We start from the raw sequence: 25,440 nt of genomic DNA, 5'->3' as shown, positions 1-25,440 counted from the left end.
AAGTGAATACTTAACCTCAGAAAAGGAGCTTCGGCTCCTTTATTTTTACTCATTTCGACAACCGTATTATGCTTTAGGAATCGGCACTTTAGTGTTACTCTAGCCACGTCATAACAACGAGAGTTTTGAAATGAGCAAACTTACATCAGATATCCAAGCGAACCTTGACCTTTTTGTTGCAGAAACGAAAGAAAACCAATTGGTTTGGGGTTTACGCAATGAAGAAGGTTGGCTATCTTGCGATTCAACTGAATTCGAAAACAGCGAAGTCATGCCTTTCTGGTCTTCTAAAGAAGATGCAGAAGCACATAATGTTGAAGAATGGGCAGATTTTACTGTACTAGAAATCCCATTAGATATCTTTGTTGAAGATTGGCTTTTGACTCTTGCTGAAGATGGTGTTCTTGTTGGAACTAACTGGAACGATCAGTTAGAAGGCAAAGAAATGGAGCCTCAAGATCTAGCAAAGCTTTACATTGATTAAAGATTTCTGACCTCAACTTTATGTTGAGGTCTTTCTTTTTTATGCCTCTTCTTTCAATATCTCGACCAAGTGCATAGTTTTACTACTCTTTTTCTTAGTACACCCAACTTAATCACAACGCTGATGCGTTAAAAGCGCTATGATAACTCAACTTTAAAGGCACCTTAAATTAAAGGCTCGTTTAAACATGCGCGTGCTCTATCCCTTGCTTGCGTCACTTTTGCTCACTCCAGTATATGCAAGCGACACTCAAGATATTGAACCAAACCAAAATATCACACAGTGGCACTCTGTCTACCAAACCACACTACGAAGCAACCCTGAGTCGGCATTGAGCATGCTTCAAGATCGCTACCATACAGCGAAATCGGACAGCGAAAAGCTCTACGTAAGTGGGTTGATTTATGAATATATGTCAAACATAAATCAGCCTTACTATGGCAGCAGTCAAGTCTTAGACAACCCTTTTTCTCAATTAGAATCAGAATATATTCTTGCGTTAAATGAACGTAAGCATGGTAGTTACGAGGCCTCAGTAGATAGCTTTTCTTCTTTGCGACAGACAATGAAGAAAATATCCGATTCCGAAGGCAAGGCTCTGATGAACTATCAACTTTGTTATACGCTGAATCAACAAGGTCGTTATCACAAAGCAAACTTTTATTGCTCATCCATAGAGAGCCACTTAAATCATAAGCATCAAGAAAACTTCCCTGTTGATCTTGCTTTGCGCGTGGTAGCAAATAACTACAATTACCGTGGTGACTATGAAAAAGCCTTAAGTTTGTATCGACAGTTGATGGCCAACATGTCGACGCAAAGCGATCCTTCAGGGATTTACAATGACGTCGGCAATTTACTTGCAGAGCTGGGGCAATTTGAACAATCAGAGCAATATCTCATTCAAGCCTTACTGGTTCGCCAAGATGAAGGGACACCTCTTGAAGTTGCGCAAGTCGAACATAGTCTAGGAGCGATGTACAGAAAATCCAAAGAACTCGATAAGTCCATCAGCCACTACAAAAATGCATTAACGATTCTCGAACAACTTCATTATCCATACGGGCAAGGGTTGACCTATTTAGGGTTATCTGCTGCTTTGGCCGATTCTGGGCAATTGGATACCGCGGTAGATTACATTGGAAGAGCATTAAACATTGCCCAAACTTATGAGAATACGCACCTTGAAACAGAGGGTCATTTGGCTGCTGGATTGGCATATTTAAAGAACCATACACCTGAAAAATCGATTGAACACGGTACAATTGCGTTAAGATTAGCGGTAAAAAACGCTAGGCCCTTATTGCAAGCGCAAGCCCAATTACTCCTCTCAAAAGCATACCAAGCTCAAAATGATTACAAAAAGGCGCTGGAGCATCACAAGGCCTACTCGACGATTGAACTAACGAACCGAGACGCGAGTAATATCAAGGAGTTAGAGGCACTAGATCTCACTAAAAAAGAGTATGAATATGATCTACAAGTCGCGCAGTTGAACAACGAAACTCTTCTAAGTCAGTACCAGTTTGAAAAACTCACAGACCAACAACGCACTTATAATTTTGTTGTTTTCTGTTTATTGCTTCTCCTCGCTCTGGCATTGATGATTCAGCGACAAACACGCTTAAAAGCCAAAATAGACAGCTTAACGTGTGCATTAAACAGAGCGGCAATTATAGAGACGATTAAAAGCCAAACCTCCAAAGCGGAAGGAGACTTCCGCTACGTTCTAGCATTAATCGATCTAGATGACTTTAAGGCGATTAATGATCAGTATGGTCATCCAACTGGCGACTTAGTACTACAACAGGTGTGCAAAGCGCTTAAAGCTAAACTTAATAAGGGAGAGTACTTGGGTCGTTTAGGTGGAGAAGAGTTTATCTTGCTATTGAAAAACGTCGATGAGATTGACGTTCCCTTTAGAATACAAAGTCTGCATAAAACAACTTCAGAAAAGAGTGTACATTCGCTTAATAACCATCAATTGAATATATCTGCGAGTCTGGCCTATCTATCAACCTCAATGCCACTCACCAACTTTGATGAGCTCTATTCGATATTAGACCAAGCGTTATACAATGCTAAGAAGCAAGGAAAAAACTCTCTTGTGGACGCATACAACGAGCCGATCAGTTTAAGTGCTGAGTATATTCTCTAATAAAGCCAAACCACCAGCGTAGTGGTTTGTTATAGGTGGAAGCATCAGTAAGCCATTCAGATGCAACACCATCATCAAGGAGTCTTTGTGCCCAAGGCAAGAAAAAACATTCAGTCTCTAGAGCGAGGTTTTCTAATCCTCGAGTTGCTCTCGATGAGTGAGTCTCCCCTATCATTACAGACGATCAGTAATGCGATCCAGTTAAATAAGACGACTGTTCACGGGTTACTTGCGACTCTACACTCTCTTGGATATGTATCCAAACACAACCATAGCTACAGCCTAGGGTTTAGATGCTATGAACTGTCTAAGCCGATTGAACAAAAAAACGAAGCTATCCGACAACATTTTGTTCCATTGCTGAAAAAAATGGCCCAAATGACTAACAACACAGCTTACCTCGCTGTACAAAGTGGCGCTAAAGAGTACTTGTATATCGATGCTATAGAGCAGGATAACCCTCTTACTATCCGCAGCCCGAGAGGGAAACGAGAAGGACTCACAACATCTGCGATCGGCAAAGTTTTTCTTAGTTTTGATGATGAGCTTCGCCGAACATTGCGCCTTGAAAGCCAAATATCCCCCACGTTAGAAACTGAACTTAATCAGGTTGTATTATCAGGTTACGCACTCGATTTAGAAGAGGCAGAGCCAAACCTCAATTGCTTAGCGATCCCCCTTTACTTGGATGGTAAGGTCGTTGCTGTTGCAGGTGTCAGCGGTGCTGCCTCCGAACTGACGGTCACTAGGCTAAAACACTTTGCCAGCATCTTTCTCAAGCTTTAAGATTTGACAGTGTCGAATCCTAGGCCATTTTTATACTGTTTTGATTACATGCTTATACGTCGCCTCTAATATGGTCGTTGTTCAACTCAACAACGTAGGAGAAGCGATGTCTACTGTATTAATCACTGGCGCTAACCGTGGCTTAGGCTTGCAATTTGTCCGCCACTACCTTGGAAAAGGTTGGCAAGTTATCGCAACTTGTCGTTCACCAGAAAATGCTAAGCAGCTCAATGAACTAGTAACCCAATCTAATCAACTTCAACTGATGGCTCTAGACGTCACTAACCAACAAGATATCGATCAGTTAGCCACTCGATTAGCGGATCGTCCGCTCGATCATTTAATTCTGAATGCAGGTGTATTAGGCGAAGAGTGTGCAACGCTTGGCGAAATGACCCAGAAAAAATGGCTAGAAGTACTAAACATAAATACCGTCGCACCTGCCCTGCTAATTCAAGCCCTACAAGACAACGTTGCGAAAAGTCAGCACAAAACCATCGTGGGAATCTCAACCCGAGTTGCGAGTTTAAGCGATAACAGTTCAGGTAACATGTACAGTTATCGAGCATCTAAAGCAGCGCTTAATCAGGTTCTAGTATCAGCAGCACGCAATCTCGAATCGCAAGGAGTAAAAACTGTCGCAGTTCATCCCGGCTGGGTAAAAACCGATATGGGCGGTGAGGACGCAACCTTTTCTGCCGAGGAAAGTGTTGCAGGCATTGTTTCGGTCGCAGAACAGCTAACACTTGAGCAATCCGGAAGCTTCCGCGTATTTGATGGCTCTACAATCGAATGGTAACTGTTCTCTAAATGACGTCTCCCGGCCAAATTGAAGGCCGGGAGAATACAGTAAACTAATAGGCCAAAAAGATAAAAGCTCGCACTATCGTCAGACAAGCGAGCCGTTATCGTCTATGGTGTTGTACTACCGTCAAACGCTGAGGAAGTCAGCGATTGCAGAGGCGTCATTTAGGCAATGATTTCCTGTGAAACTCACTCAATCATCCCATTCAGGCGCTAGCCCTTCAGGGTTTACTTCGCGGCCATTTCTTTCCAACGCATCTATCTTTGCAATCGCCTCTTCACTCAGATTAAGTTCAAGTGCTTTCAGGTTACTTGCCAAATTCTCTCGTTTAGTTGAAGACGGGATCACCGCGTAACCTTTTGACAAAGCCCAAGCAAGCGCGACTTGAGCTGGCGTGGCCTGATAGTCCTCAGCAATACCTGCAATAGTTGGGTCCCCAAGTACTTTCCCATATGCCAAGGTCATGTAAGACGTTACCTGAATATCGTTTTCCTGCATGAAGCTGACCAACTTACGATTTTGCAAATAAGGGCTAAGCTCGATTTGGTTAGTAACAATATTCTCTTTACCGACCACTTCTATCGCTTGTTGCAACAAGTCAATATTAAAGTTGGATACGCCAATATTACGGGTTAACCCTTGCGATTTAGCTTCAAGTAATGAAGCCATGTATTCGTTCAAGTTATTGTTATTGCCAGGCCAGTGGATCAAGGTCAAATCCACATAATCTGTATTTAGCTTTTCTAAGCTCTCTTTTAGACTTGGAATGAGTTGTTCCGTGTTCATGTTATCAACCCAGATCTTGGTCGTAATGAATAGCTCATCACGTGCAATACCGGACTGTGTCAATACTTCACCGATTTCTGCCTCATTACCGTAAATCTGTGCAGTATCAATTACGCGGTAACCCACTTCTAACGCATTACGGACTGAATCCTTAACTACTTCACCCTCTAAACGAAACGTGCCGACGCCAAATGATGGTACTTTCATCTAAATCTCCTGAATTATCGATTTTATAGTTGATTCGAAGCAAAACTTTACGCCGCAAGAAACTTTCCGTAAAGTTAACAATACTCAAATCTAATTTGAAATATATTCAACAATGAAAGCTACTCTAGATGAAATGCGCACCTTTATGGCCGTCGTCGATACGGGTTCAATCAGCTCTGCGGCTGAACTGTTATCGATGACCGTCTCGGCGGTGAGTCGATCGGTATCTCGGCTAGAAGCCAAACTCGAAACGACCTTGTTAAATCGCACAACCCGTAAGTTAGATGTTACTAATGAAGGAACGATATACCTCGATAAAGTCAGACATATTGTAGAAGCAGTAGAGAATGCCGAAGCACAACTGAAAAGCCAGAAATATAAGCCTTCTGGCCTCCTACGAATAAACGCAGCTACCCCCTTCTTACTGCACGTACTAACGCCGCACATTGCTAAATATCAGAGCTTGTATCCAGAAGTCGAAATCGATCTCAATTCCAATGAGGAAAATATTAGCCTTTTGGGAACAAAAACCGATATTGCTTTTCGTATCGGTGAGCTACAAAACTCAACCATGCGCGCGATATTTCTTGGTAAAAGTCGGATTCGAATCGTCGCGAGTCCAGAGTATTTAAGACAACATGGTACTCCAACCTCAATAGATCAGTTACTCAATCACAAGCTACTTGGATTCAACAAGCCGGAGTATCTTAAGGAATGGCCGATCATGGATGATAAGAACAAACTTCTGCGTATTATGAGTAGCCTAAGATCTGATAATGGCGAGACGCTAAGATGTTTAGCCTTACATGGTGCGGGGATAGCTTGCCTGTCTGACTTTATGACCTACTCTGACCGACAAGCTGGTCGCTTAGTGGGCGTGCTTAGTGAACACACGCATAATGTCGAACAGCCCGTTCATGCTGTGTATTACAAAAATGCCAGCACCTCACGCCGGATCAGCTCTTTTATTGACTTCATCAAGCAAGAAATCAAGGTAGAGAACCACCAGTTCCTTTAAAGACCACCGCTGTTTGTGGCAAAACACTTTTGTCTTTTTGCCGCTTTTTCTCACAACAAAAATCTCATAGTGTCCTGAATATCAAGGAGGCACCTTGCCTCCTAGTACTCACAGTAATAGTCAGGCTTCATAATGCATAAAGATTTAAGTAACAGATTCACCATCGGGGTTGAGCTCCCCCTAGATAATGACTGGACCCAAGAAGGCCAAAAAAAACGCCTGCTCCAACGAAAACCGTTCGGCGTACCAGACATGAGTGCACATAAACAGCGTATTATGTTAGCCGATAAGTTAGGCTTTAACGTAGCGTGGGTGAGAGATGTCCCGTTGTACGACCCTAACTTTGGAGACGCGGCACAAATTTATGAACCGTTCAGTTATCTTGGCTATCTCTCTGCGTGCACCGACAACATTCTACTAGGGACAGCAGCGATAGTATTACCGTTAAGACAACCTTGGCTAGTGAAAAAAGCCGCTGCGACCATCAACGAGTTAAGTGGTGACCGCCTGATACTCGGTGTGGCTAGTGGAGACCGACCTAGTGAATATCCCGTTTTTAATGCCAACTTTGACAGCCGTGGCTCAGCTTTTCGAGAAAGTGTAGAGATTTTGAAAGATACGCAAAATGATAAACTGGGTAACGATCTACAGTTATTACCCGAGTTTGCTGATATTCCTATCTATGTCGCAGGGTTAGCGCAGCAAAGTCCACAATGGATAGGAGAAAACCTAGACGGCTGGCTCGCCTACCCAGGCACACCTGATGATCATGAACACCGCGTTGCACTTTGGCGCTCCGTAGCGGGAAACAAACCCTACGCCAGCTTTATTCATCTTGATTTAGTCGATAACCCAAATGCACCAGTCGTTCGGCATCATTTTGGTATCCAGGCCGGAGTCAATGGCTTGAGCGATGAGCTAGAAAAAATGCAAGAAGCAGGAGTCAACCACATCGGGTTGCATTTCCGTCGTAATAGCCAACCAATTGAGAAATCAATGGAACAGATCGCTCAGTACGTGTTGCCACGCTTTAACTAAGATCAAATAAAAATATGTGCCACCTTACTAAGGGGTGGCACGCTAGGCTTGGCACTTGGGAAAATAAAAGATGCAATAACGACAAAACTCTTTTGTTAAAACAACAATAATAGAGTTATCTTAAAGTAAGTCTTGGTTGAATAAAGTCGATGAACGCGGAAATACGCTTAGAGACTGAAGAAGATTTGTAGAAGACAGCATTGACCTGTTCTCGTCCAGTATTTGTGATTTTTTCCGATTCAAACAATGCCACTAACCGTCCAGAATCAAGATCATCTTTCACCATAAAGCCAGATAAACATGCAATGCCATTCCCTGCCAACACTAACTGTCTAACCGTTTCACCACTGCTGGATAGGATATCAGGCTCTATCATCTCAAACCCTCGTAATGGCCACTGATTTAACACTTTAGCGCCAGAAAAACCGATCAAGTTATGACTGCGCAAATCGCTCACCGCTTCAGGGAAACCTCGTTTAGATAAATAACCAGGCGTGGCAACGATAAATAGTGGGCTTGTTCCTAAAGGTTTAGCATGCAGTGTTGAATCCGATAATCGTCCAATACGTATCGCCACATCGGTTCTTTTTTCCAATAGATCCACAAAACCCTCATTAGAGGTAAGATCGAGTTGAATATCAGGATAAGCCTCTTTAAATGGCTGAATTAACGGCACGAGTTGATGTAAAACAAATGGGCTAGCGGCATCAACTCTTAAGCGCCCCTTGGGTAATTCACCTCGTGTGATGATCTCTTCTTCAGCTTGCTGTATTTGTAGTAAACCTAAGCGAACCGCTTCAACAAACTGATGCCCTTCCTCAGTAACTTCCACTCTGCGTGTCGTGCGATTCAGCAAGGTTACCCCCAACTGTGATTCAACTTTACTAACCGCACGAGATACCCTAGCGACTTGAATACCTAGTGCATCAGCAGCGGAAGAAAATCCACCACTATCCACAACTGCCATAAGAATCTCTAATTCATCTGATCGGGTTAACATTTCATCCCCTTTCTTAACTGCGCACTTTCATCATTTATAACAAAAGTATTTTGTAATAAACACCATTTTTCGCAACGAATAACTCTTTAATAATACACGACATGGAAACGGGCTATTCGTTTATCCATTCATATTCAATGATTATAAGAGAGAGTTGTTATGCCTTTAGCTTTACTTGCATTGACGCTTAGCGCCTTTGCTATTGGAACCACGGAGTTTGTAATTGTCGGTCTGATACCGACTATGGCCTCCGACCTCAACGTATCATTACCTTCAGCGGGTCTTTTAGTTAGCCTGTACGCACTTGGTGTTGCGGTTGGTGCTCCCGTTTTAACAGCGCTGACTGGTAACTGGAAAAGAAAGTACGTTCTGCTTTCTGTTATGGCACTGTTTGTTCTTGGCAATCTGTTAGCCTGGCAAGCACCTGGATACAACACACTAGTTACAGCAAGGATACTGACCGGGCTTGCACACGGTGTGTTCTTTTCGATCGGCTCGACTATCGCCACTGGCCTAGTGTCAAAAGAAAAAGCCGCTAGCGCAATTGCTATTATGTTTACCGGTCTGACCGTAGCTCTAGTGACGGGCGTGCCACTTGGCACCTGGATTGGCCAGACATTTGGTTGGCAGGCAACCTTCCTAATCGTCGCGATCCTTGGAATCATCGCACTGATAGGAAGCGCTCTGCTAGTGCCGAGTAATCTGAAACAACCACCAGCAACCAAGCTGTCATCGCAAGTAAAAGTCTTGACTCAACCTCGTCTACTTTTGGTGTACGCAATCACCGCGCTCGGTTACGGTGGTACGTTCACAGCCTTCACTGACTTGGCTCCTATTTTGGAAGAAGTTTCGGGGTTTGGCTCTAGCGCTATCAGCCTAATTATGTTGGTTTATGGTGTATCAGTCGCATTCGGCAACATCTGGGGCGGAAAGATGGCCGACTCTATGGGGCCAATCAAAGCTCTGACCGCGATTTTCTCGGGCCTAATTGTGGTATTGCTCGTGTTTAGTGTCACAGCATTTAATCCAATTTCTGCAGTAGTGACCATTCTTGTCTGGGGTGCCTTTGCCTTTGGTAACGTTCCAGGACTTCAAGTTTATGTTGTCAAACTAGCAGAGAAATATTCACCTGATGCAGTCGACGTCGCTTCTGGTCTCAACATTGCTGCATTTAACGTAGGTATTGCACTGGGTTCTTGGGGCGGTGGCCTTATCGTGGCCAATGCTGGGCTGATGCACACACCTTGGATTGGCGCGATCGTAGTATTAGGTGCTCTACTACTAACCCGTTTCAGCGGAATGCTAGACAAGCGTGGAGAGCAGCACGCAACGGCACACTGATTCACGTTCCGAATCTATAAAAATCACTTAAATTAGCCCGGCATTACGTCGGGCTTTCAATACAGAGTTTAAATACACCATTGACTGAGGTAGAAAGTTTATTCTACCCTTAGGTAAAACAAACGTTCTACCTGGTGTATCAAATAGTGAAAGAAAAAATCGCAGCAAGCCTAGAAAAAGCATTCAGTCAGTATGGCTTCGCCGAGCCTAGCGTACCCCAACTCAAAAACGCCTGCGAAGTCAGCCTGAGAACCCTGTACAAATACTACCCCTCCAAGGAAGCGATGATTGTTGCAGCTCTCGAGCATCGCCATCAAAGGTATTTGAGTTTTTTGCTCGAAGACGCCCCTGCCAGTGGAACACCGGCTGTATTACACCTATTCACTCGCCTCGAGGATTGGATGAAGGAGTTTGCACCGAATGGCTGCATGTCCATCAATGCATTAGCAGCCTATCCAGAAAATCTATCGATTAATCAAGCAGTAAAACAACACAAATTGGCGGTCCGTCAGCTTATGCTCCAACTAAGTCAGCGAGAAGACCTCGCAACCACACTCTTCTTGTTACATGAAGGTTTATCCAACGCATGGCCGGTTCTCGGTCACGCTGCCTTTGCATCCGCTGAACACACTCTGCTAGAACTAATGAAGGAGAACAATCAATGACCACAATCCCGAAAGTAATGAAAGGCGTCCAACTTATCGGTCATGGTGGGCCAGATATGCTTCGTTACCGCGATGATATACCTGTGCCAGTCCCCTCGCCTGATGATGTATTGATCCAAGTAGCCGCCGCCGGAGTCAATAACACCGACATCAATACCCGAACAGCATGGTATTCTAAAAACGACGCCAATAGCATGGATGCAAGTTGGTCAGGAGACGCGCTATCTCTCCCTCGAATCCAAGGTGCCGATGTATGCGGTACCATCGTCGCTGTTGGTGAGAATATCTGCCCATCACGAGTCGGCCAGCGCGTGCTCATCGAACCATGTATTACGCGCTTCAACAGTCAAGCACTTAGCTTGCCTTGGTACTTCGGTTCAGAATGTGATGGTGGCTTTGCTCAGTTCACTGTTGTTGACAGTAAACATGCATATGCAGTGAAGAGTAGTTTATCGGATATCGACTTGGCCTCCTTCCCTTGTTCTTATTCAACTGCCGAGAACATGCTTGTCCGCTCTAATGTCACAGCGAGCGATACCGTACTGATTTCAGGGGCATCCGGCGGTGTTGGCTCTGCCGCAATCCAACTGGCGAAGGCGCGTGGAGCATACGTCATTGCTATCGCCAGCCCAGAAAAGAAAGAACAGATCACGGCATTAGGAGCAAACCAAGTTATCCCTCGCGATGCAAATTTGCCGGCGACTCTCGGAGAAAACAGCGTTGACGTAGTGATTGATCTGGTCGCAGGAGAGCAGTGGCCACAATTTCTTCAGGTACTAAAACCAGGATCAAGATACGCTGTTTCCGGCGCCATAGGCGGCCCAATTGTCGAGCTGGATGTAAGAACTCTTTACCTTAAAGACCTAGCGTTATTTGGTTGTACCGTTTTGGCACCAGAAGTATTCGGTAACTTGGTTCGCTATATCGAACAGAACGCAATTCGTCCCTTAGTCGCGGAGTCATTTCCCTTAAACCAGATAGGTCAAGCGCAAGAAGTATTTTCACGCAAACAACATACTGGGAAACTGGTTTTGGAAATCACATAGCTTTTCGATTAACAGCGGCCTATATAAGTCGTTGTAATTTTAGAATACTTTAAGCGCTCGACAAAATGTTAAGTAATTAGGAGAACGCTACGGTTGGCTTAGCTTGTGACCCCTTTTCATCACGCTAAGCCAGCTTGTAAAAATATGTGGTGTTTGCTTCTGAGTTATAAATGTTTAATACCAACATTATCTTACTTCTGGCGTTCATGAACAGAACCGAGATCTGAACGACTTCGGTGTTAAACCTACGATCCTATTAAATATTTTCCTGAACGCGCTCACATCTTGGTAACCCACTCTAAATGATATTGCGTCAAATGTTAGGGTTGTCGACTCAAGTAAATCACAAGCTTTTTGTACTCTTAAGCTTTGTATATATTGGTTAACATTGAAACCTGTCACCTTTTTAAAGCGTCGCTGCAATGTCCTTTCTGTTAAACAACTCAACTCTGCAAGCTCTTTATTGCTCAGTTTTCCTTGATAATGATCGTTTATATAGTGCTGTAGTTGAACAATTACCTCATCACCATGTTGGAAGTTTGGGGTAAACTGTTGATAAAAGCGTTGCTCTCTCGGACCAGTATCAATAACCAACATTTTTCCTAACAGGCGCATTACTGCCGGTGACGCAAATAAGGAAACCAACTCCAAACCTAAATCCACCCATGACATCATACCCCCAGCCGTAATGATCGTTCCTTCGTTAATAAGGATGGCTTCTTGTCTTACGTGGATATCGGGAAACTGACTCGCTAATGAAGGAGCCAAGCCCCAGTGTGTCGTACAAGACTTATTGGTCAACAACTGGGTTTGAGCAAGAATAAAAGTACCAGCGCAGGCGGAGGCTAAAATCGCACCTTTACTATATTGGACTTTTAACCAGTCGAGTAGCTCTGGCTCTGGTTCTAAGTAATATTGACCAGTGCCGCTAGGCGGAATCATTACCGCTGTTTTCACATCGAAGTGCGTGTTTGACCAGTGATCCAATATCTCTACTTCAAAGTGTACATCAACGCCCAATTTAGCCGCCGCACGGTTTGCCATCTCGAAGAGTTCGCTTAAACCATATACGGAGGCTTGCGAGCTATCTGGGTAATTAACGAGTGCTATTTTCATTTTCAATTATCTTCAAGTGTCGCTTTTTGACTCTTTTGTGTCATTTTAGACTCTAAAGAAGGTAGCTAAAAGTCTTTATATTATTCTTACCGCAATGATCCTCAATAAAAGGAAAAGAAAATGACTCAAAAAGCCCTACTTGTAATTGATTTGCAAAACGACTATTTCCCAGAAGGAAAGTTTCCTTTATGGAATACAGAATCGACTTTAGACAATGTTAAGAGAGCAATAACTAAAGCCAATGAGCAAAACATTCCTGTGATTCATATTCAGCATATTGCCGACCCTGCCATGGGTATTGCCCCATTCTTCAATGAAGGCAGCGACGGTGCCAATATTCACCCAGAAGTTCTTGCTTTAGCGCCGAATTCCGAAATCGTGGTAAAGCACTTCGCAGATAGCTTTGAAGGAACACGTTTAGAAGAAGTATTGGCAAGCAAAAATGTAACGGAGTTACTTGTATGCGGAATGATGACACAAAACTGCGTGACACATACTGCTATCTCAAAATCTGCGGACAAGTATGATGTTTCGATCTTAATCGATAGCTGTACCACGGTCGATGAAATGATTCACAACATTGCACTTCACGCTGTCTCAACGAGAGTTCCCCTCGTAACTATTGAAGATAAGCTGTAATACACGTAAAACCTTTCGCTCACACAATGCGGGCGAAAGGTCACACATATATGCACTTTCATTGATATTTGCTTACTTTGTGTTAAACATTGGTTTCCAAATAGTTACAAGGAAACGTTTATGAAATGGATAGTCGTATTGTTTATTAGCTTATTTTCAGTTTTCAGCCATGCGAAAGAGTGGAAACAAATTCGCTTCACTGTTGAAGGGGCTTACCCCCCATTTAGCTGGACGACAAAAGAGGGAAAGCTAGAAGGGTTTGAAGTCGACCTCGCTAACGCGTTATGCAAAGAGTTAGAAGTAAAGTGCGTTATCTCAAAAATGGATTGGGATGGCATCATCCCTTCTCTCCTTAGTCGCAAGAACGATGCGATTATTGCTGCAATGACAATCACAGAAGAACGAGAAAAGAAAGTCGATTTCACCGTCCCTTATGCAAAAGTACCGACTCGTTTTGTAATGAAAAATGATAGAGAAATCAACATGGATGACGGCAGCCTAAATCGTTTATCTATTGGAGTTCAAAGAGCCACAATTGGTGATAAGTACCTTTCTGCCTTGTATCCAGATATTGATATTCGTCGTTATGGTACGTTCGATGAGGCATTTACCGATCTACTCAATGGACGGTTAGATGCTGTATTTGGCGGCTCAATCGGTTTAAGTGCTGGTTTTCTTGAAACTGCACAAGGTGAAGGCTATCACTTTACTGGACCAGCGTTTACAGAGGAAAAGTGGTTCGGCCGTGGCATTGGCGTAGCAGTGAGAAAACAAGACAAAGAATTAAAAGCATTACTCGATAGCGGAATACAAAAATTGATCCAGAGCGGTAAGCATAAAACCATCGCCAGCAAATATTTCTCCTATAGTATTTACGAGTAACCTCGCTATTTTTTTATAGCCTGCGCGGTATAGGAAACTTCCCTTTCCCTATATGGCGACAAAAACAGAGCCCTCGAGCAGTCGCCCGAGGGTTATTTTTATAAAAAAACCCACGTATATAAGTAACCCGCTCCCATGGCCATCGTTAAGATAACGATTAGGAAGGCAGCGATCATTTGGTTCTTAAAAATTGATTTCAACAAAATCACTTCTGTAAGACTTGCGCCAGCACTACCAATAATAAGCGCCATAACAGATCCAAGAGCCATACCTTTTTGTACTAGTGCCGCGCTAAGTGGAATGACCGCCTCTGCACGGATGTACAATGGAATACCAATGATTGCTGCGACCGGAATCGCGTACCACTTCGCTTCACCAGCGAACTCCGCAATGAACTCCGTCGGGATGAAGCCATAGATAAATGAACCAATCGCAATGCCCATCATGAGATAAGGGAACACTTGCTTAAAGTCTTTCCAAGTTGATTGCCAAATACGTACCCAGCGGCTAGGCTCTTTCTCTTCCACGACTGTCGCTGTTGCACTACCGTCTGATGAACAGCAGGACACTTCCACTTTAGGTTCAGGTTTTGGTGCATCACCACAGCAAGATGTTTTCGCCGCAACTGGCGTAGGTTCATTGCAGGCGCTGGTACCACAGATTGGTGCTGGTCTCACTTCTTCTTTTTTCTTGCTTGAATCACCACAAGAAGTACCGCACGAAGAAGAACCTACCGCTTGATATGCTTCTGGTTTGACGTAACGTTCAAACCCTAGTTTTTCAAGTACATAGCCTGCTACCACTGATACTGACATCGCGATAGCAAAGTAAAATACCGCAACTTTCCAACCAAAAGTCACCACAAACAAGCCAATAATCACTGGGTTAAGCAACGGGCTTGCAAATAGGAACACCATCATAGGTCCAAAACCTGCTCTTGCACGCAACAAGCCTTTTAAGAAAGGAATGGTCGAACACGAACAGAAAGGCGTAATCGAACCTAGCAACGCAGCAATGAAGTAACCTTTACCCTTTTTCGAGCTGAGAATAGATTGAATTTTTTCTGGCGTTAGAAAATCTTGCAACACACCGACAATGTAGCTAATTGCCAGAAATAAGATGATAAGTTCGGTTGCTAGAAACGCAAACATATCCAGCGCTTCTTTAGCCATAATTATAATTTCTGTATTCACATTTACTCTCCTCGTCATTTTTCGCTAACAAGCTTACCTGATAGATAAGCCTTTATTTCGATAGTTCTGGAATTATAGAATCACAAAACAAAAGATCAACAAAATATTTCCATAAAAATGGAATAATAAAACTAGTCATTACTTATCATAAAGTTACATGTCATTAGCTATGCAGACTGGTTGTCGATGATAATTTCAGAGCATCTCGAATCCCTTTTATCAAACATAACCTAAAATTATCAAAATAAGAAAAAACGATAATTATTACAGTACTACCCTCTGAGTTAGTATGACTTTCGACCATTCTTAATAATGAGGAAAACCTATGAGAGCGATAACTTACCAACGAGATAACGATACTTTCTCTTTATCCGAATTACCTACACCAAAACTAGAAACCCAATTTGATGTATTGGTTAAAGTTAACGCTGTTGGTTTGAACCCTGTCGATGCAAAAATTCATTATTGGTCAGACATGGTCACTAACATGGGTAACAATTTTGTTGGCGGGTTAGACGTATCAGGAGAAATAGTCTCTGTAGGCGATGCGGTCGTTGATTGGAAGGTTGGCGATAAAGTGTTGTATCACGGAAACATGAGACGCCATCACGGTGGATTCGCTGAATTTGCTATCCATGATTCAAGAACGCTCATAAAGCACCCTCAGGTTCCGGTTGAAGTGGCAGCATCTACACCTTGCGCAGCCTGGACCGCATATCGCGCTTTGGTAGACAAGCTCGATATTTCAAATCGAAGCAGCATTTTTATCGCCGGAGGTGCTGGCGGCGTTGGAAGCTTTGCTATTCAGTTAGCAAAGACATTTGGTGTTGAACAGATCATTGCTACTAGTTCAGAAGCTAATCACGCATATTTGTCCTCGTTAGGAGCAACCCATATGATTGATTATCATCATGAAGATGTAGTTCAGCGAGTAATGGACATTACCGGAAATCATGGCGTTGAGGTTGCACTCGATTGTGTAGGCGGTGATAACGACCGAATTGCAGCCTCGGTGTTAACCTTTGAGGGAGAAATGGTGGAGCTCGTCAAGACTGTCGACCCTTCTCAATATCCAGATGCCTTCTTAAAAGGCTTGGGCTTCCACCAAATAAGTTTGGGCTCTGGTCATGTCTTTGGCGAGAGAGGGTTTGCAAGTATCGTTAATGCCGGAAAGGAAGTGTCTGAGCTATTAGAAAATGGAGAATTGGAAGTACCGAAACTGAAGATCATCGGCTTAGAAGATGTAGGTAACGCACTCTTGGACATGCGAAATCAGAGAACAGTTGGAAAGATTGTCGTTAATCTGAACCAAAAATAATTAATAAAAATCTCGAGGCAAACTGGCAAGGTAATGAATGAGCAAGTTAAAGCATCTTGTTACTTTGCCAGATATGAAAGGCCTTTATTTTATCTATAACGATGAATAAAAAACAAAATCTCTTGTCATGCTTCCCTGCGCTTCACCAAAATTAGGCGTTTTCGAGAGTGTCTCTCCAAGTCGCTAGCAATTTAATATGACGTGGTTCAATCCCACAGCAACCACCAATAATGCTTGCTCCCTGCACATGCCACTTTTTAGCATACTCAAGATATTCAGTCGGAGAGAAATGACGAACTTCCTGAATGGTCTCGTTGGCTTGGTGCGCTTGCTTTATCGGAGCAAAGCTATTTGCGAAAACACCTATCGTCAATTCTCTACCTGACTCACTCAACACTGCTTGTGTATCAATGATCGCTTGCTCGACAACTTCAGGAATAGAGCAATTGAAAAAGATACCTGAAACATTTGTTTTCAACAGCGTATTGACCGCGGCTTTGAGAGATTCCCCTGAGCGAAGGCGAGGCAAAGAGTTAGGCTCATCCATTAAGGTGAAAGCAAGATAATTGGGCTTATCTGTTTTGGCTAAAATTATTGATAGAACTTCAACTTCAGCGAGGCTAGACACGGTCTCAGCTAACCAAATATCAACATATTGATCTTGAGCTTCAAATAACTCAGAAGCCACTTCCAGTGCCCTTTTCGGCTCGAATAATTCAGGCCTGTAAGACCCCATGACAGGAGGAAGAGACCCCGCAACGAGCACTCTATCGTTAGAGCTGGTGACTACATCTCTGGCAATTTTGGCTGCAGATTTTGCTAACTCAATCCCTCGCTTCGCATAGAGTTCCTCTCCTAAGTGAAATGGAACACATGCATAACTGTTAACAGTGATAATCTCAGCGCCAGCGTCTATGAAATTCTCATGGGCCATTTTTACATATTGTGGTGATTCAATTAGCGCTTGTGCACTCCAAAGCGGCTGAGAAAAAGGGGCGCCAATACGTTTTAACTCTCGCCCCATGCCACCATCTAAAATTGTTACTTTCTTCATTTAGACATCCATACTGCCAAACATCCATAAGATCTATTCAAACACAATTTTTATCAATTCAAAATGAAATTGTTATGTTTAAAGTGAACAAAACTTAATGGCTGATTAAACACTCTAGTATTTACCAGACCTTTCATTCGGACCAAGATAATGTTATCGCCATTAACTTCGAGTAAAAAGCCCATTATCTATGTCTCTCGGCGAGGCGAGCGTTACGAGCCACAATAGTGCATGAAGTGATTGAGGGACTCGCCCTCAATCAAATTTTCTTTTTATTATAAGACCTTAGATAAAAACTTCTGCAATCTAGGGTTGGTGGGGTTATCAAAAAATCGCTCAGGAGAGTCAGAAACCAAAAGCTCACCATCTTCCATAAACAACACCCTATCAGCGACCTCTTTTGCGAAACCCATTTCATGAGTAACCACGACCATCGTCATTCCGTCCTTGGCCAAATCTTTCATCACATCAAGAACTTCTCCAACCATTTCAGGATCTAGTGCTGATGTGGGTTCATCAAACAACATAATGTTGGGCTTCATTGCTAACGCACGAGCGATTGCGACGCGCTGCTGCTGCCCACCTGATAAATGATTAGGATAATTATCCATTCTCTCCGACAGACCGACTTTATAAAGCAAATCTTTTGCTTCTTTCTTCACCGATTCAGGGTCACGTTTAGAAACCTTTAAAGGTGCCAACATGACATTCTCTATCGCCGTTTTATGTGGAAAAAGGTTGAAGCCTTGAAATACCATGCCCACATCAGCGCGTAGTTTATTGATATCCGTAGATTTGTGGTACATATCGATACCATCTACGATTATAGACCCACTATTTATTGTCTCTAATTGATTAATCGTCCGTAAGAATGTTGACTTACCAGAACCTGACGGTCCTACGATGACAATCACTTCCCCTTTTTCTACATTTACCGATACGTCCCTGAGCGCATGGCAGCCATTAGGGTAAATTTTATTAATTGTTTTTGCTGAAATAATGTATTCCATTAATGACTCCACCATTAATCACTTGCTGCCAATTTCTTTTCTAACGTTTGTATTGCCCAAGATAAGGTACTAGTTAGAAGCAAATAAAGGGCCGCAACGGTAAACCAAACTTCAAATGGGGCAAAACTACCACTTACGACTTCCCTGCCCGCTTTTGTCAGATCAGTAATCGAGATCACGGAGACGAGTGAGGAATCTTTTATCAGGTTGATAAACTGCCCGGCTAAGGGAGGTAATGTCTGCTTAAACGCTTGAGGTAAAATGACATAAATCATCGCTTTGGGATAATTCATTCCTAGTGAACGCGCCGCTTCCATTTGTCCTCTTGGGATTGACTGGATTCCTGACCGCACAATTTCTGCGACGTAAGCGGCGGTAAACACGGAGAGCGCTATCACTCCCGCAGTAAAACGCTCAAGGTCAAGCACAGTACCAATAAAGAAGTAAACGATAAAAATCTGTACTAAAAGAGGCGTTCCACGAATGACCTCGACATACACAAGCGCCAGCTTTTTTAATGCCGGATTGCTGGATATACGCATTAGTCCGACAACTAAGCCCAACGCTAGAGCAATGATAAGTGACCAGAGTGAGATTTTAATGGTCGTCACAACACCATCTAAAATTGGGCCAGAGCGCCACTCTTTTATAGTTGCTAAGGTATCTCCTTCAAAAATAAGATCACCTTCATAGACGTCCAAAGACTTATATTGGCTTAGTTCAAGAACAATATCACCATGAATATTCTCCAGAGCCAGTTGGTTATTCTCGTCGAGAGTGATGTTCCCATCGACAGGCGCGGTAATGGATGAAGCAGCGTTAGTGGCAATATAAGGAAGGACACGCTCCCAATTCCAGCTGTAATCGATTCGCTTACCTGACAGATAGACAAGACCGCAAATTGATAGCAAAACAAGAACAAAAACAGCGTTCCACAATAGGGATTTAAAGTTATTTTGCATGTGATTCCGAGAATGACTTTGATTAAAGTTGGTTGGGTATTTGAATAAAGAAAAGCGTTAGCTTCACAGCGCGAACCGTTTGGTTGGCGATGAACCGAGCCAGAAGCTAGCCGCTCCTCTACAATAACAAAATGATTACTTAACTTGCTTTAACCATTTATCGTCGTTAAACCACTTATCGTAAATGCGATCGTAAGTTCCATCGCCCTTAATTTGACGTAAATAGTTGTTTAAGAAGTTAAGCGTATCTGGATTTCCTTGCGGCACAGCCCAACCCAAAGGCTCGTAAGTAAACGGTTTAGCCAAGTGCATTAACTGCCCTTTGTTTTCCGCCACATAAATAGAGTTGTAAGGAAAGTCATAAACAAACGCATCTACCTTTCCGTTGGCAACCTCAAGTACCGCTTCAGACTGAGTTTCGTATAGATTTATCTTAGCTTTCGGAAGGTATCGTTTTACCGCTTGCTCACCCGTTGTCCCAAGCTTAGTTGCAACAACATATTCTGGACTATTGAGATCACGGTAACTAGACACTTTACCTTCATGTTTGAGATCTACGAGAATGGATTGACCAATAACCACATAGGGATCAGCGAAATTCACCTGAGTATTTCGCATAGGTGTGATAGTCATCCCGCCCATAATCATGTGACACTTACCAGTCAACAGTGTTGGGATAATGCCATCCCATGAAGTGTTTACCGGCACAAACTTAACATCCATGGCACGCGCCATTTGCTTACCCAAATCGATATCAAACCCAATGTACTGCCCATTTTTTGCTGTCATTTCAAAAGGCATATACCCAGAATCAAAGCAGACTTTTAGCTCCCCTGTACTTTTGATGTCGTCTAAAATTGGGTCTGCATTAACCGTCGTCGAAACAGCTAACCCCAGTGCAGCAAAACACAATAACTTTTTCATGGATATTCCTTTATCATTTGTTGTAAAGTTTTTTTATACACGACAATAGAATAAAAAACCACAAAAAATGACTTTTTAATCACTAGAATTTGTAGAATCGTTACTAAGCTGGAAGATCTGAATGAAAATCTATACCAAGCCATTGCAATTGAATTGCATGCATTAAGTGATTAAGTTGTAGGCAGGTCACTATAACGACAAGAAACATACGCTTTGACTGAATAGTCAGCGTTTCCGAGAGTGGTTTAATTATTAACGAAACCATACAGATATTCGCTTTTTCACATTGACCGTAATGTCAAAAGTGCTTGAGTTTTATTGTTGACAATTCTTCCATAGTCAATGGTCACAAATGTGATGTACAGCACATTTCTATAGTGGCACTATCACCTTTGTCGAGAGATATTAACAAGGATTCGTTGGACATCTTGACTTTGTAATACAAATAAAAAGGTGACTATATGAAAAAACTAATGACGCTCTCATCACTATTATTATTCAGTTTATCTGCTACTGCTGGTATTCATGTCGAACACTCTACAAACAAAGTTGTTCTCAATGACTTTACGACAAAAGATGCCGCTTATAGCTCTGCGTTTGATCTTGTCGATGAATACCAAACGCTATCAAAACATGAACTTAGAAATCGTCTAAACATCATTGGAAGCGGTTTCCCTCGTGATATTGCAATCGATGATAGTAAGGTGAGAGTTGAAGAATACGCACTTAACCGTGATGAAGTTAAATATCGTGCAATCATAAACTTCGATTATCACTTCAGAACAAGTGACGGCGGTAAAAACTAAAAATCATCTGCACCTTTACTTTCTTAGAGCCCTTCCTATTTTAAGAAAGTAAAGGTGTCTAATCATATTGAAACGACGGCTTTTCATAAATCGCTCTCTCCTTACATAAACAGTATCAATCCCTACCTCTATCGTTTACATAAAAATAATTTTTCCAATCTTCATTGAGATACATTTCGTCGTTTGGCGCTTTATCATTCACTTGGTTCGCCATATGGATTCCACATCACTTAAATGAAAAAGACCCTTGAAATTGAGTTCACTTTTTTATGAAGATTAACTCAACCTAAGATTGACAATTTTCGTTATATTTTTCTCGTTTATAGCAATATATAAAAAAACTCTTTTTGTTTTAATTAACCATAAGACGTAAAAAAAGGCAACAAGATACTTCTTGTTGCCAAAGAAAAAAATCATCATTCAAAAAATATGAAAATGAAAACTAGCAGTGGACTAGCTAACAAAACAATTATATCCAAAACACTTTAACAAGTAACGATCAATATAATCCATTATATATGGATGAAAATCAGCACTTATAAAATTACACCTATAAATAAAAAGCCTGAAAATAGTTTCAGGCTTTTTATATTTATTAATTTTTTAGAATGAATATCTCGCAGCTATTGCAAGAATATCGTCTTCATTGTCTACATCTGTAATTCTGTATTCTGCTAGTGCTTTAAAATTAGAAGTCAAATCGTACTCTGCACCTAGTGAGTAGTAATCGACGACATCTTCATCATCACGCTCTAGATTGTTATAGCCAACTAGTGCCCAAAGCTTATCTGTTACTTCATAAATGGCAACTGCTTCAATACCGGTGTAATCAATATTACTTTCAGAACCATCTTTAGCCCAGTTTTCACCATCACTGTATAAAACAGAGGCATAAAACTTGTCGTATTCAAATGCAATAGCACCCGTTAGCAGCTCTGCATCTTCTGCACCCGATTGCCCTTCACCTTCGTTGTAACCAAGCGCAACTTTGAAGCCATATGGCAACTTGTAGTCCGCCGCCGCACCATAAGAGGCTGCATCTGTTGACACTTCATCGTTTTCAGCCTGATAGCTAACATGAATATTCAAACCTTCATAGCTTGTCGTTAGCTTAAATACTGAATCGGAGCGACCGGTACCATATAGATCCGCACTTACGCCAGCAGCTTCATTACCAAACTCCGGGAAAATATCCGTGTAGTCAGATACTAAAGTGACCGCACCGTATTGACGTCCATAACTTACTGTTCCGTAATCTGCACCAACGCCTACATAGCCTTTTCGGATATCAAATTCATCATCTTCAATCCCATCAGCATCTCTGCGATTAGACTTAAATTCCAACTCATATAAGCCGAATGCATAAAGATCTTCATTTATTTTAGACTCACCTGAAAGTCCTACACGAATGTAGCTATTATCTCCGTCAGCATTTTTATCATCAGAGAAATAATACATCCCTTGCGCTCGGCCATGAATATTTAATACTGATTCTTGATCTTCATAAACTACGGCTGAATTTGCAGCACTTGCAGAGAAAAGTGCTGCGATTGCGATCGACGTTCTTGTCATTTTCATTTAATTACCACTACTTGTGTTGTTTGAATCGAGTGAAATTATGAACAGTGGCAATTATTTTTAAAGTGCAAATTCAACCATATTCTATGGATAAATATAAACAAGCTCTCAATCTAAAACATTATGTCCTAGTACTCATATTAGTCGAGATAATCCATCCAAACAGGAGGCGTTCCTATTATTTTTTGAACAGTATCAATGAACAGTTTGGCTAATGGTTGTTGATTTCGGTGAGTATACATTGCATATATTTCCCCTATTGCGGGAAGATTATAATCAGGAAGCAACTGTACAAGATCTTGTTTACTCAAACTCTCCTGAAGAAAGAACTGCCCAATTAAAGCATACCCTAGATCAGATTTTACGGCATCGAGCATTAACTCAGTTTCATTCACGAAGTACTGCCCATTGATATTATACGTTCTAACGTCGCTTGATGACTGGCTTGGCGCTATACGTAGCTTATCCGCCTTAAAGTTAGCATTCGAGTATATTACTGCTGGCATTTTTATAAGCTCTTCTGGAGAGCTCGGGGTTCCATACTTGTCAATAAAACTCTTCGATGCAACCAGTGCCATATTATTACTTGCCAACTTACGTACTATCATGTTGGACTCTCGGATTGGTCCGATACGAAACACAACATCAAAACCTTCGTGGATAACATCGACTCGATTATCATCGAGCAGCAGCTCTACAGTAATGTTTGGGTACTGTTTTATAAACTCTTTAACTGCCTGATTTAAGTATGCTCTGCCAAAGAAAGTGGAGCTTGATATTTTCAGATTACCTTTCGGTTCATCCTGAAATGTAGCAGCAATACTACGAGTTTCAGTTAGAACCTCTCTTACTTTCTTAGCTTGCGCCACCATCTCAACACCTGCATTGGTCAGGGATAGCGAACGTGTGGAACGGTTTAACAGCCGTAAGCCTAATTCATCCTCTAGCTTTTTGATCTGTTTTGACAAAGCTGAACGATCTATATGATTTCTGTCAGCAGCTTTAGCAAAAGTTCCGTATTCAGAGACATCCAGTAGTAATTCAAGTTGGCTTGCGAGATCCACTGCACAATTCCTTATTTAGTTTTTATTCTTTATGTGATGGGAAATGGATTTTACAAAATTAATTTCAATTTTTTATGGTTCAAATTGCATCAGTGAATTGCAAATAATGCACGAATTAAAAACGCTTTAATTTTCGTCGCTATCTTTAGCTTCTGTTTAGTTATTCCTATCTATTATGGCTTATTACATTTAACAATACTCCACGTCTTTAAAACCCTAAACTGACCTTTTTCAAACCAAAAAATGAGCATTTTGACCAATATTTAATCGTGCATTTTTATCACTACTCTATGTTCGCTGAGGGCCTATTTACCCATAGGTACAATGAATACAATGCCGTTCCTTTTAGTATGAACAGAATCATTTAGGGCGAGACAAATGTTAAAGAAAGTTTTCGGCATTGGCCTTTTATCCGTTTTAGCTGCTTGTGCAGACGAAGAGATAACCAAGCAACCTAATACTCCCTTACCTACGATAGACGTCTCCAAAGTCATCTATGAGCCCGTTCAATCGTGGTTCACCTTTACAACAAGGCTTCAAGCCCCAGAGAAAGTTTCTTTAATGCCACGCGTTTCCGGAGTTATTGAAACAGTAGAGTTCAAAGACGGACAGAGTGTCAACAAAGGCGACTTACTCGTCACTCTTGATGATCGAACCTTCAAAGCTCAGGTCTCACGACTTGAAGCACAAGTTAAGAGTGCTCGAGCTGCGCTAGAGCAAGCAGCAAACGAACAAAAGAGAGCCGCTCAACTGGTTAAGCGAAAAGCCATCTCAGCGGAACAAGCAGAGGCCCGAGATACCGCAGTAAAACAACGCTCTGCAGAACTAATGGCTTTGCGTGCTCAGTTAGAATCCGCAAAGTTAGATCTTGAGTTTACGAAGATATATGCCCCTATTAGCGGCACTATTTCAAGAGCATTCATTACTAAAGGAAACAATGTAAACGCAAATCAAAGCGTTATATCAAACATTGTCTCTAACGATCAGGTATATGCATACTTTGATGTCGATGAGCGAACTTGGAACCGTTACTTCTCGACAATCAATGCCGACTCTAACTTACCTACTCGTCTTGAACTATCTGGACAAAATGGGCAGGAATTTTTTGGACGCGTTGACTTTGTCGACAACTCCATCAACGAAAACACCGGTACTTTGCAGGTTCGAGCGGTATTCGATGCAACAAAATCAAACTTAAAAGTGGGATCGTTTGGCCGAGTTCAGATATCAACAACCAAACCAGTTGAACGAGTTCTCGTTCCAGAGCGTTCTATTGGCACAGATCTAGAAAACCGCTTTGTATTAACACTCAATGAAGAGAATACGTTGCAATACAGCATCGTAACCTTAGGCGAACGTTACGGAACATTTCGTGCCATCGAGAATGGCTTGAACGCCGACTCAATTATTGCGGTAAATGGCCCAGCAAAAGTTGGCCCAAATAGCAAAATCACACCAAAAAATGTCACGCTAGATATTAGCAACACCTCATTGATTATGGCTTCAAACTCAACATCGTTGCCAAATAAACGTTTAGCTCAAGACTAAGAAGACAACCGA

General features: G+C 42.1%; 24 protein-coding genes. 14 read left to right on the top strand and 10 right to left on the bottom strand.

The features are described from left to right. The first annotated feature begins 130 nt into the window (after nucleotides 1-130). The 4 genes from R7P67_RS14145 (at nucleotide 131) to R7P67_RS14130 (ending at nucleotide 4,227) form a co-directional block, all read left to right on the top strand. Nucleotides 131-484: a DUF2750 domain-containing protein gene (locus R7P67_RS14145; protein ID WP_005377352.1), complete on the top strand. Its 354-nt coding sequence runs from the start codon at nucleotides 131-133 to the stop codon at nucleotides 482-484. 187 nt (nucleotides 485-671) lie between these two features. Next, a complete protein-coding gene (locus tag R7P67_RS14140; RefSeq protein ID WP_318086012.1) occupies nucleotides 672-2,642 on the top strand; it encodes a tetratricopeptide repeat-containing diguanylate cyclase in 1,971 nt (656 codons plus the stop codon). Between the two features lie 87 nt (nucleotides 2,643-2,729). Then, the gene (locus tag R7P67_RS14135) at nucleotides 2,730-3,428 is read left to right on the top strand and encodes an IclR family transcriptional regulator (RefSeq protein ID WP_017635969.1); all 699 of its coding nucleotides are present in this window, start codon (nucleotides 2,730-2,732) and stop codon (nucleotides 3,426-3,428) included. A gap of 106 nt (nucleotides 3,429-3,534) precedes the next feature. Further along, a complete protein-coding gene (locus tag R7P67_RS14130; protein WP_017635968.1) occupies nucleotides 3,535-4,227 on the top strand; it encodes an SDR family oxidoreductase in 693 nt (230 codons plus the stop codon). A 198-nt stretch (nucleotides 4,228-4,425) separates the two neighbouring features. Here the strand turns inward: R7P67_RS14130 and dkgB are convergent, their stop codons facing one another. After that, on the bottom strand, nucleotides 4,426-5,226 hold the full coding sequence (gene dkgB / locus R7P67_RS14125) for a 2,5-didehydrogluconate reductase DkgB (protein WP_053304418.1): 801 nt from the start codon (nucleotides 5,224-5,226) through the stop codon (nucleotides 4,426-4,428). 112 nt (nucleotides 5,227-5,338) lie between these two features. On the opposite strand from dkgB, the gene R7P67_RS14120 reads away from it, so the two are divergent. Next, nucleotides 5,339-6,244 (top strand): LysR family transcriptional regulator, encoded by a 906-nt coding sequence (locus R7P67_RS14120; protein ID WP_005377343.1) that lies wholly within the window; start codon nucleotides 5,339-5,341, stop codon nucleotides 6,242-6,244. Between the two features lie 132 nt (nucleotides 6,245-6,376). Then, nucleotides 6,377-7,282 (top strand): TIGR03571 family LLM class oxidoreductase, encoded by a 906-nt coding sequence (locus R7P67_RS14115; protein WP_065274553.1) that lies wholly within the window; start codon nucleotides 6,377-6,379, stop codon nucleotides 7,280-7,282. Between the two features lie 115 nt (nucleotides 7,283-7,397). Here the strand turns inward: R7P67_RS14115 and R7P67_RS14110 are convergent, their stop codons facing one another. After that, complete coding sequence (locus R7P67_RS14110) at nucleotides 7,398-8,282, bottom strand: LysR family transcriptional regulator (RefSeq protein ID WP_025768150.1); 885 nt, start codon at nucleotides 8,280-8,282, stop codon at nucleotides 7,398-7,400. A 159-nt stretch (nucleotides 8,283-8,441) separates the two neighbouring features. On the opposite strand from R7P67_RS14110, the gene R7P67_RS14105 reads away from it, so the two are divergent. The 3 genes from R7P67_RS14105 (at nucleotide 8,442) to R7P67_RS14095 (ending at nucleotide 11,334) form a co-directional block, all read left to right on the top strand. Then, nucleotides 8,442-9,623: an MFS transporter gene (locus tag R7P67_RS14105; RefSeq protein ID WP_318086011.1), complete on the top strand. Its 1,182-nt coding sequence runs from the start codon at nucleotides 8,442-8,444 to the stop codon at nucleotides 9,621-9,623. A 143-nt stretch (nucleotides 9,624-9,766) separates the two neighbouring features. Then, on the top strand, nucleotides 9,767-10,288 hold the full coding sequence (locus R7P67_RS14100; protein ID WP_213891926.1) for a TetR/AcrR family transcriptional regulator: 522 nt from the start codon (nucleotides 9,767-9,769) through the stop codon (nucleotides 10,286-10,288). Continuing rightward, a complete protein-coding gene (locus R7P67_RS14095) occupies nucleotides 10,285-11,334 on the top strand; it encodes an alcohol dehydrogenase family protein (protein WP_262653983.1) in 1,050 nt (349 codons plus the stop codon). Before R7P67_RS14100 ends, R7P67_RS14095 begins: the two co-directional genes overlap by 4 nt. Before the next feature lie 204 nt (nucleotides 11,335-11,538). On the opposite strand, the gene R7P67_RS14090 is transcribed toward R7P67_RS14095, so the two are convergent. Beyond that, nucleotides 11,539-12,450 carry a GlxA family transcriptional regulator gene (locus R7P67_RS14090; protein WP_170890258.1) on the bottom strand — a complete coding sequence of 304 codons (912 nt, stop codon included), beginning with the start codon at nucleotides 12,448-12,450 and terminating at the stop codon, nucleotides 11,539-11,541. 120 nt (nucleotides 12,451-12,570) lie between these two features. Here R7P67_RS14090 and R7P67_RS14085 point away from each other — a divergent pair, with 120 nt between their 5' ends. Continuing rightward, nucleotides 12,571-13,089 (top strand): cysteine hydrolase family protein, encoded by a 519-nt coding sequence (locus R7P67_RS14085; protein ID WP_025768146.1) that lies wholly within the window; start codon nucleotides 12,571-12,573, stop codon nucleotides 13,087-13,089. A gap of 120 nt (nucleotides 13,090-13,209) precedes the next feature. Next, nucleotides 13,210-13,971 carry a transporter substrate-binding domain-containing protein gene (locus R7P67_RS14080; RefSeq protein ID WP_005388903.1) on the top strand — a complete coding sequence of 254 codons (762 nt, stop codon included), beginning with the start codon at nucleotides 13,210-13,212 and terminating at the stop codon, nucleotides 13,969-13,971. Nucleotides 13,972-14,069: 98 nt separating this feature from the next. Here R7P67_RS14080 and R7P67_RS14075 read toward each other — a convergent pair whose 3' ends face one another. Next, the gene (locus tag R7P67_RS14075; RefSeq protein WP_249372649.1) at nucleotides 14,070-15,143 is read right to left on the bottom strand and encodes a permease; all 1,074 of its coding nucleotides are present in this window, start codon (nucleotides 15,141-15,143) and stop codon (nucleotides 14,070-14,072) included. 346 nt (nucleotides 15,144-15,489) lie between these two features. Here R7P67_RS14075 and R7P67_RS14070 point away from each other — a divergent pair, with 346 nt between their 5' ends. Continuing rightward, nucleotides 15,490-16,482: a zinc-binding dehydrogenase gene (locus tag R7P67_RS14070; RefSeq protein WP_170890260.1), complete on the top strand. Its 993-nt coding sequence runs from the start codon at nucleotides 15,490-15,492 to the stop codon at nucleotides 16,480-16,482. 151 nt (nucleotides 16,483-16,633) lie between these two features. Here the strand turns inward: R7P67_RS14070 and R7P67_RS14065 are convergent, their stop codons facing one another. The 4 genes from R7P67_RS14065 to R7P67_RS14050 all read right to left on the bottom strand — a co-directional run bounded on the left by R7P67_RS14065 (nucleotide 16,634) and on the right by R7P67_RS14050 (nucleotide 20,432). Continuing rightward, on the bottom strand, nucleotides 16,634-17,536 hold the full coding sequence (locus R7P67_RS14065; RefSeq protein ID WP_017635219.1) for a homocysteine S-methyltransferase family protein: 903 nt from the start codon (nucleotides 17,534-17,536) through the stop codon (nucleotides 16,634-16,636). A 275-nt stretch (nucleotides 17,537-17,811) separates the two neighbouring features. After that, nucleotides 17,812-18,546 carry an amino acid ABC transporter ATP-binding protein gene (locus R7P67_RS14060; RefSeq protein ID WP_017635218.1) on the bottom strand — a complete coding sequence of 245 codons (735 nt, stop codon included), beginning with the start codon at nucleotides 18,544-18,546 and terminating at the stop codon, nucleotides 17,812-17,814. Between the two features lie 14 nt (nucleotides 18,547-18,560). Further along, nucleotides 18,561-19,508: an amino acid ABC transporter permease gene (locus tag R7P67_RS14055; RefSeq protein WP_262653952.1), complete on the bottom strand. Its 948-nt coding sequence runs from the start codon at nucleotides 19,506-19,508 to the stop codon at nucleotides 18,561-18,563. 135 nt (nucleotides 19,509-19,643) lie between these two features. Next, the gene (locus R7P67_RS14050; protein ID WP_005377324.1) at nucleotides 19,644-20,432 is read right to left on the bottom strand and encodes a transporter substrate-binding domain-containing protein; all 789 of its coding nucleotides are present in this window, start codon (nucleotides 20,430-20,432) and stop codon (nucleotides 19,644-19,646) included. A 461-nt stretch (nucleotides 20,433-20,893) separates the two neighbouring features. Here R7P67_RS14050 and R7P67_RS14045 point away from each other — a divergent pair, with 461 nt between their 5' ends. Further along, a complete protein-coding gene (locus tag R7P67_RS14045; RefSeq protein WP_005377323.1) occupies nucleotides 20,894-21,238 on the top strand; it encodes a DUF3316 domain-containing protein in 345 nt (114 codons plus the stop codon). A 603-nt stretch (nucleotides 21,239-21,841) separates the two neighbouring features. Here R7P67_RS14045 and R7P67_RS14040 read toward each other — a convergent pair. Together R7P67_RS14040 and R7P67_RS14035 are read right to left on the bottom strand one after the other, a co-directional pair. Beyond that, nucleotides 21,842-22,816, bottom strand: coding sequence for a porin (locus R7P67_RS14040; RefSeq protein ID WP_318086010.1), 975 nt, complete (start codon nucleotides 22,814-22,816; stop codon nucleotides 21,842-21,844). A gap of 140 nt (nucleotides 22,817-22,956) precedes the next feature. After that, the gene (locus R7P67_RS14035) at nucleotides 22,957-23,880 is read right to left on the bottom strand and encodes a LysR family transcriptional regulator (RefSeq protein ID WP_017821684.1); all 924 of its coding nucleotides are present in this window, start codon (nucleotides 23,878-23,880) and stop codon (nucleotides 22,957-22,959) included. A gap of 378 nt (nucleotides 23,881-24,258) precedes the next feature. On the opposite strand from R7P67_RS14035, the gene R7P67_RS14030 reads away from it, so the two are divergent. After that, complete coding sequence (locus R7P67_RS14030; RefSeq protein ID WP_064353960.1) at nucleotides 24,259-25,428, top strand: efflux RND transporter periplasmic adaptor subunit; 1,170 nt, start codon at nucleotides 24,259-24,261, stop codon at nucleotides 25,426-25,428. The last annotated feature ends 12 nt before the right edge of the window (nucleotides 25,429-25,440 follow it).

This window comes from Vibrio sp. Vb0937, assembly GCF_033338855.1.
The sequence above is the reverse complement of the archived record's forward strand: the minus strand, read 5'-3'. Positions and strand labels throughout refer to the sequence as shown.

What these genes read in the sequence shown, in the direction of transcription:
- R7P67_RS14145 (WP_005377352.1), top strand. Translation starts at nt 131, where the DNA reads ATGAGCAAACTTACATCAGATATCCAAGCGAACCTTGACCTTTTTGTT.
- R7P67_RS14140 (WP_318086012.1), top strand. Translation starts at nt 672, where the DNA reads ATGCGCGTGCTCTATCCCTTGCTTGCGTCACTTTTGCTCACTCCAGTA.
- R7P67_RS14130 (WP_017635968.1), top strand. Translation starts at nt 3,535, where the DNA reads ATGTCTACTGTATTAATCACTGGCGCTAACCGTGGCTTAGGCTTGCAA.
- dkgB (WP_053304418.1), bottom strand. Translation starts at nt 5,226, where the DNA reads ATGAAAGTACCATCATTTGGCGTCGGCACGTTTCGTTTAGAGGGTGAA.
- R7P67_RS14120 (WP_005377343.1), top strand. Translation starts at nt 5,339, where the DNA reads ATGAAAGCTACTCTAGATGAAATGCGCACCTTTATGGCCGTCGTCGAT.
- R7P67_RS14115 (WP_065274553.1), top strand. Translation starts at nt 6,377, where the DNA reads ATGCATAAAGATTTAAGTAACAGATTCACCATCGGGGTTGAGCTCCCC.
- R7P67_RS14110 (WP_025768150.1), bottom strand. Translation starts at nt 8,282, where the DNA reads ATGTTAACCCGATCAGATGAATTAGAGATTCTTATGGCAGTTGTGGAT.
- R7P67_RS14105 (WP_318086011.1), top strand. Translation starts at nt 8,442, where the DNA reads ATGCCTTTAGCTTTACTTGCATTGACGCTTAGCGCCTTTGCTATTGGA.
- R7P67_RS14095 (WP_262653983.1), top strand. Translation starts at nt 10,285, where the DNA reads ATGACCACAATCCCGAAAGTAATGAAAGGCGTCCAACTTATCGGTCAT.
- R7P67_RS14090 (WP_170890258.1), bottom strand. Translation starts at nt 12,450, where the DNA reads ATGAAAATAGCACTCGTTAATTACCCAGATAGCTCGCAAGCCTCCGTA.
- R7P67_RS14085 (WP_025768146.1), top strand. Translation starts at nt 12,571, where the DNA reads ATGACTCAAAAAGCCCTACTTGTAATTGATTTGCAAAACGACTATTTC.
- R7P67_RS14080 (WP_005388903.1), top strand. Translation starts at nt 13,210, where the DNA reads ATGAAATGGATAGTCGTATTGTTTATTAGCTTATTTTCAGTTTTCAGC.
- R7P67_RS14075 (WP_249372649.1), bottom strand. Translation starts at nt 15,143, where the DNA reads ATGGCTAAAGAAGCGCTGGATATGTTTGCGTTTCTAGCAACCGAACTT.
- R7P67_RS14070 (WP_170890260.1), top strand. Translation starts at nt 15,490, where the DNA reads ATGAGAGCGATAACTTACCAACGAGATAACGATACTTTCTCTTTATCC.
- R7P67_RS14065 (WP_017635219.1), bottom strand. Translation starts at nt 17,536, where the DNA reads ATGAAGAAAGTAACAATTTTAGATGGTGGCATGGGGCGAGAGTTAAAA.
- R7P67_RS14060 (WP_017635218.1), bottom strand. Translation starts at nt 18,546, where the DNA reads ATGGAATACATTATTTCAGCAAAAACAATTAATAAAATTTACCCTAAT.
- R7P67_RS14055 (WP_262653952.1), bottom strand. Translation starts at nt 19,508, where the DNA reads ATGCAAAATAACTTTAAATCCCTATTGTGGAACGCTGTTTTTGTTCTT.
- R7P67_RS14050 (WP_005377324.1), bottom strand. Translation starts at nt 20,432, where the DNA reads ATGAAAAAGTTATTGTGTTTTGCTGCACTGGGGTTAGCTGTTTCGACG.
- R7P67_RS14045 (WP_005377323.1), top strand. Translation starts at nt 20,894, where the DNA reads ATGAAAAAACTAATGACGCTCTCATCACTATTATTATTCAGTTTATCT.
- R7P67_RS14040 (WP_318086010.1), bottom strand. Translation starts at nt 22,816, where the DNA reads ATGAAAATGACAAGAACGTCGATCGCAATCGCAGCACTTTTCTCTGCA.
- R7P67_RS14030 (WP_064353960.1), top strand. Translation starts at nt 24,259, where the DNA reads ATGTTAAAGAAAGTTTTCGGCATTGGCCTTTTATCCGTTTTAGCTGCT.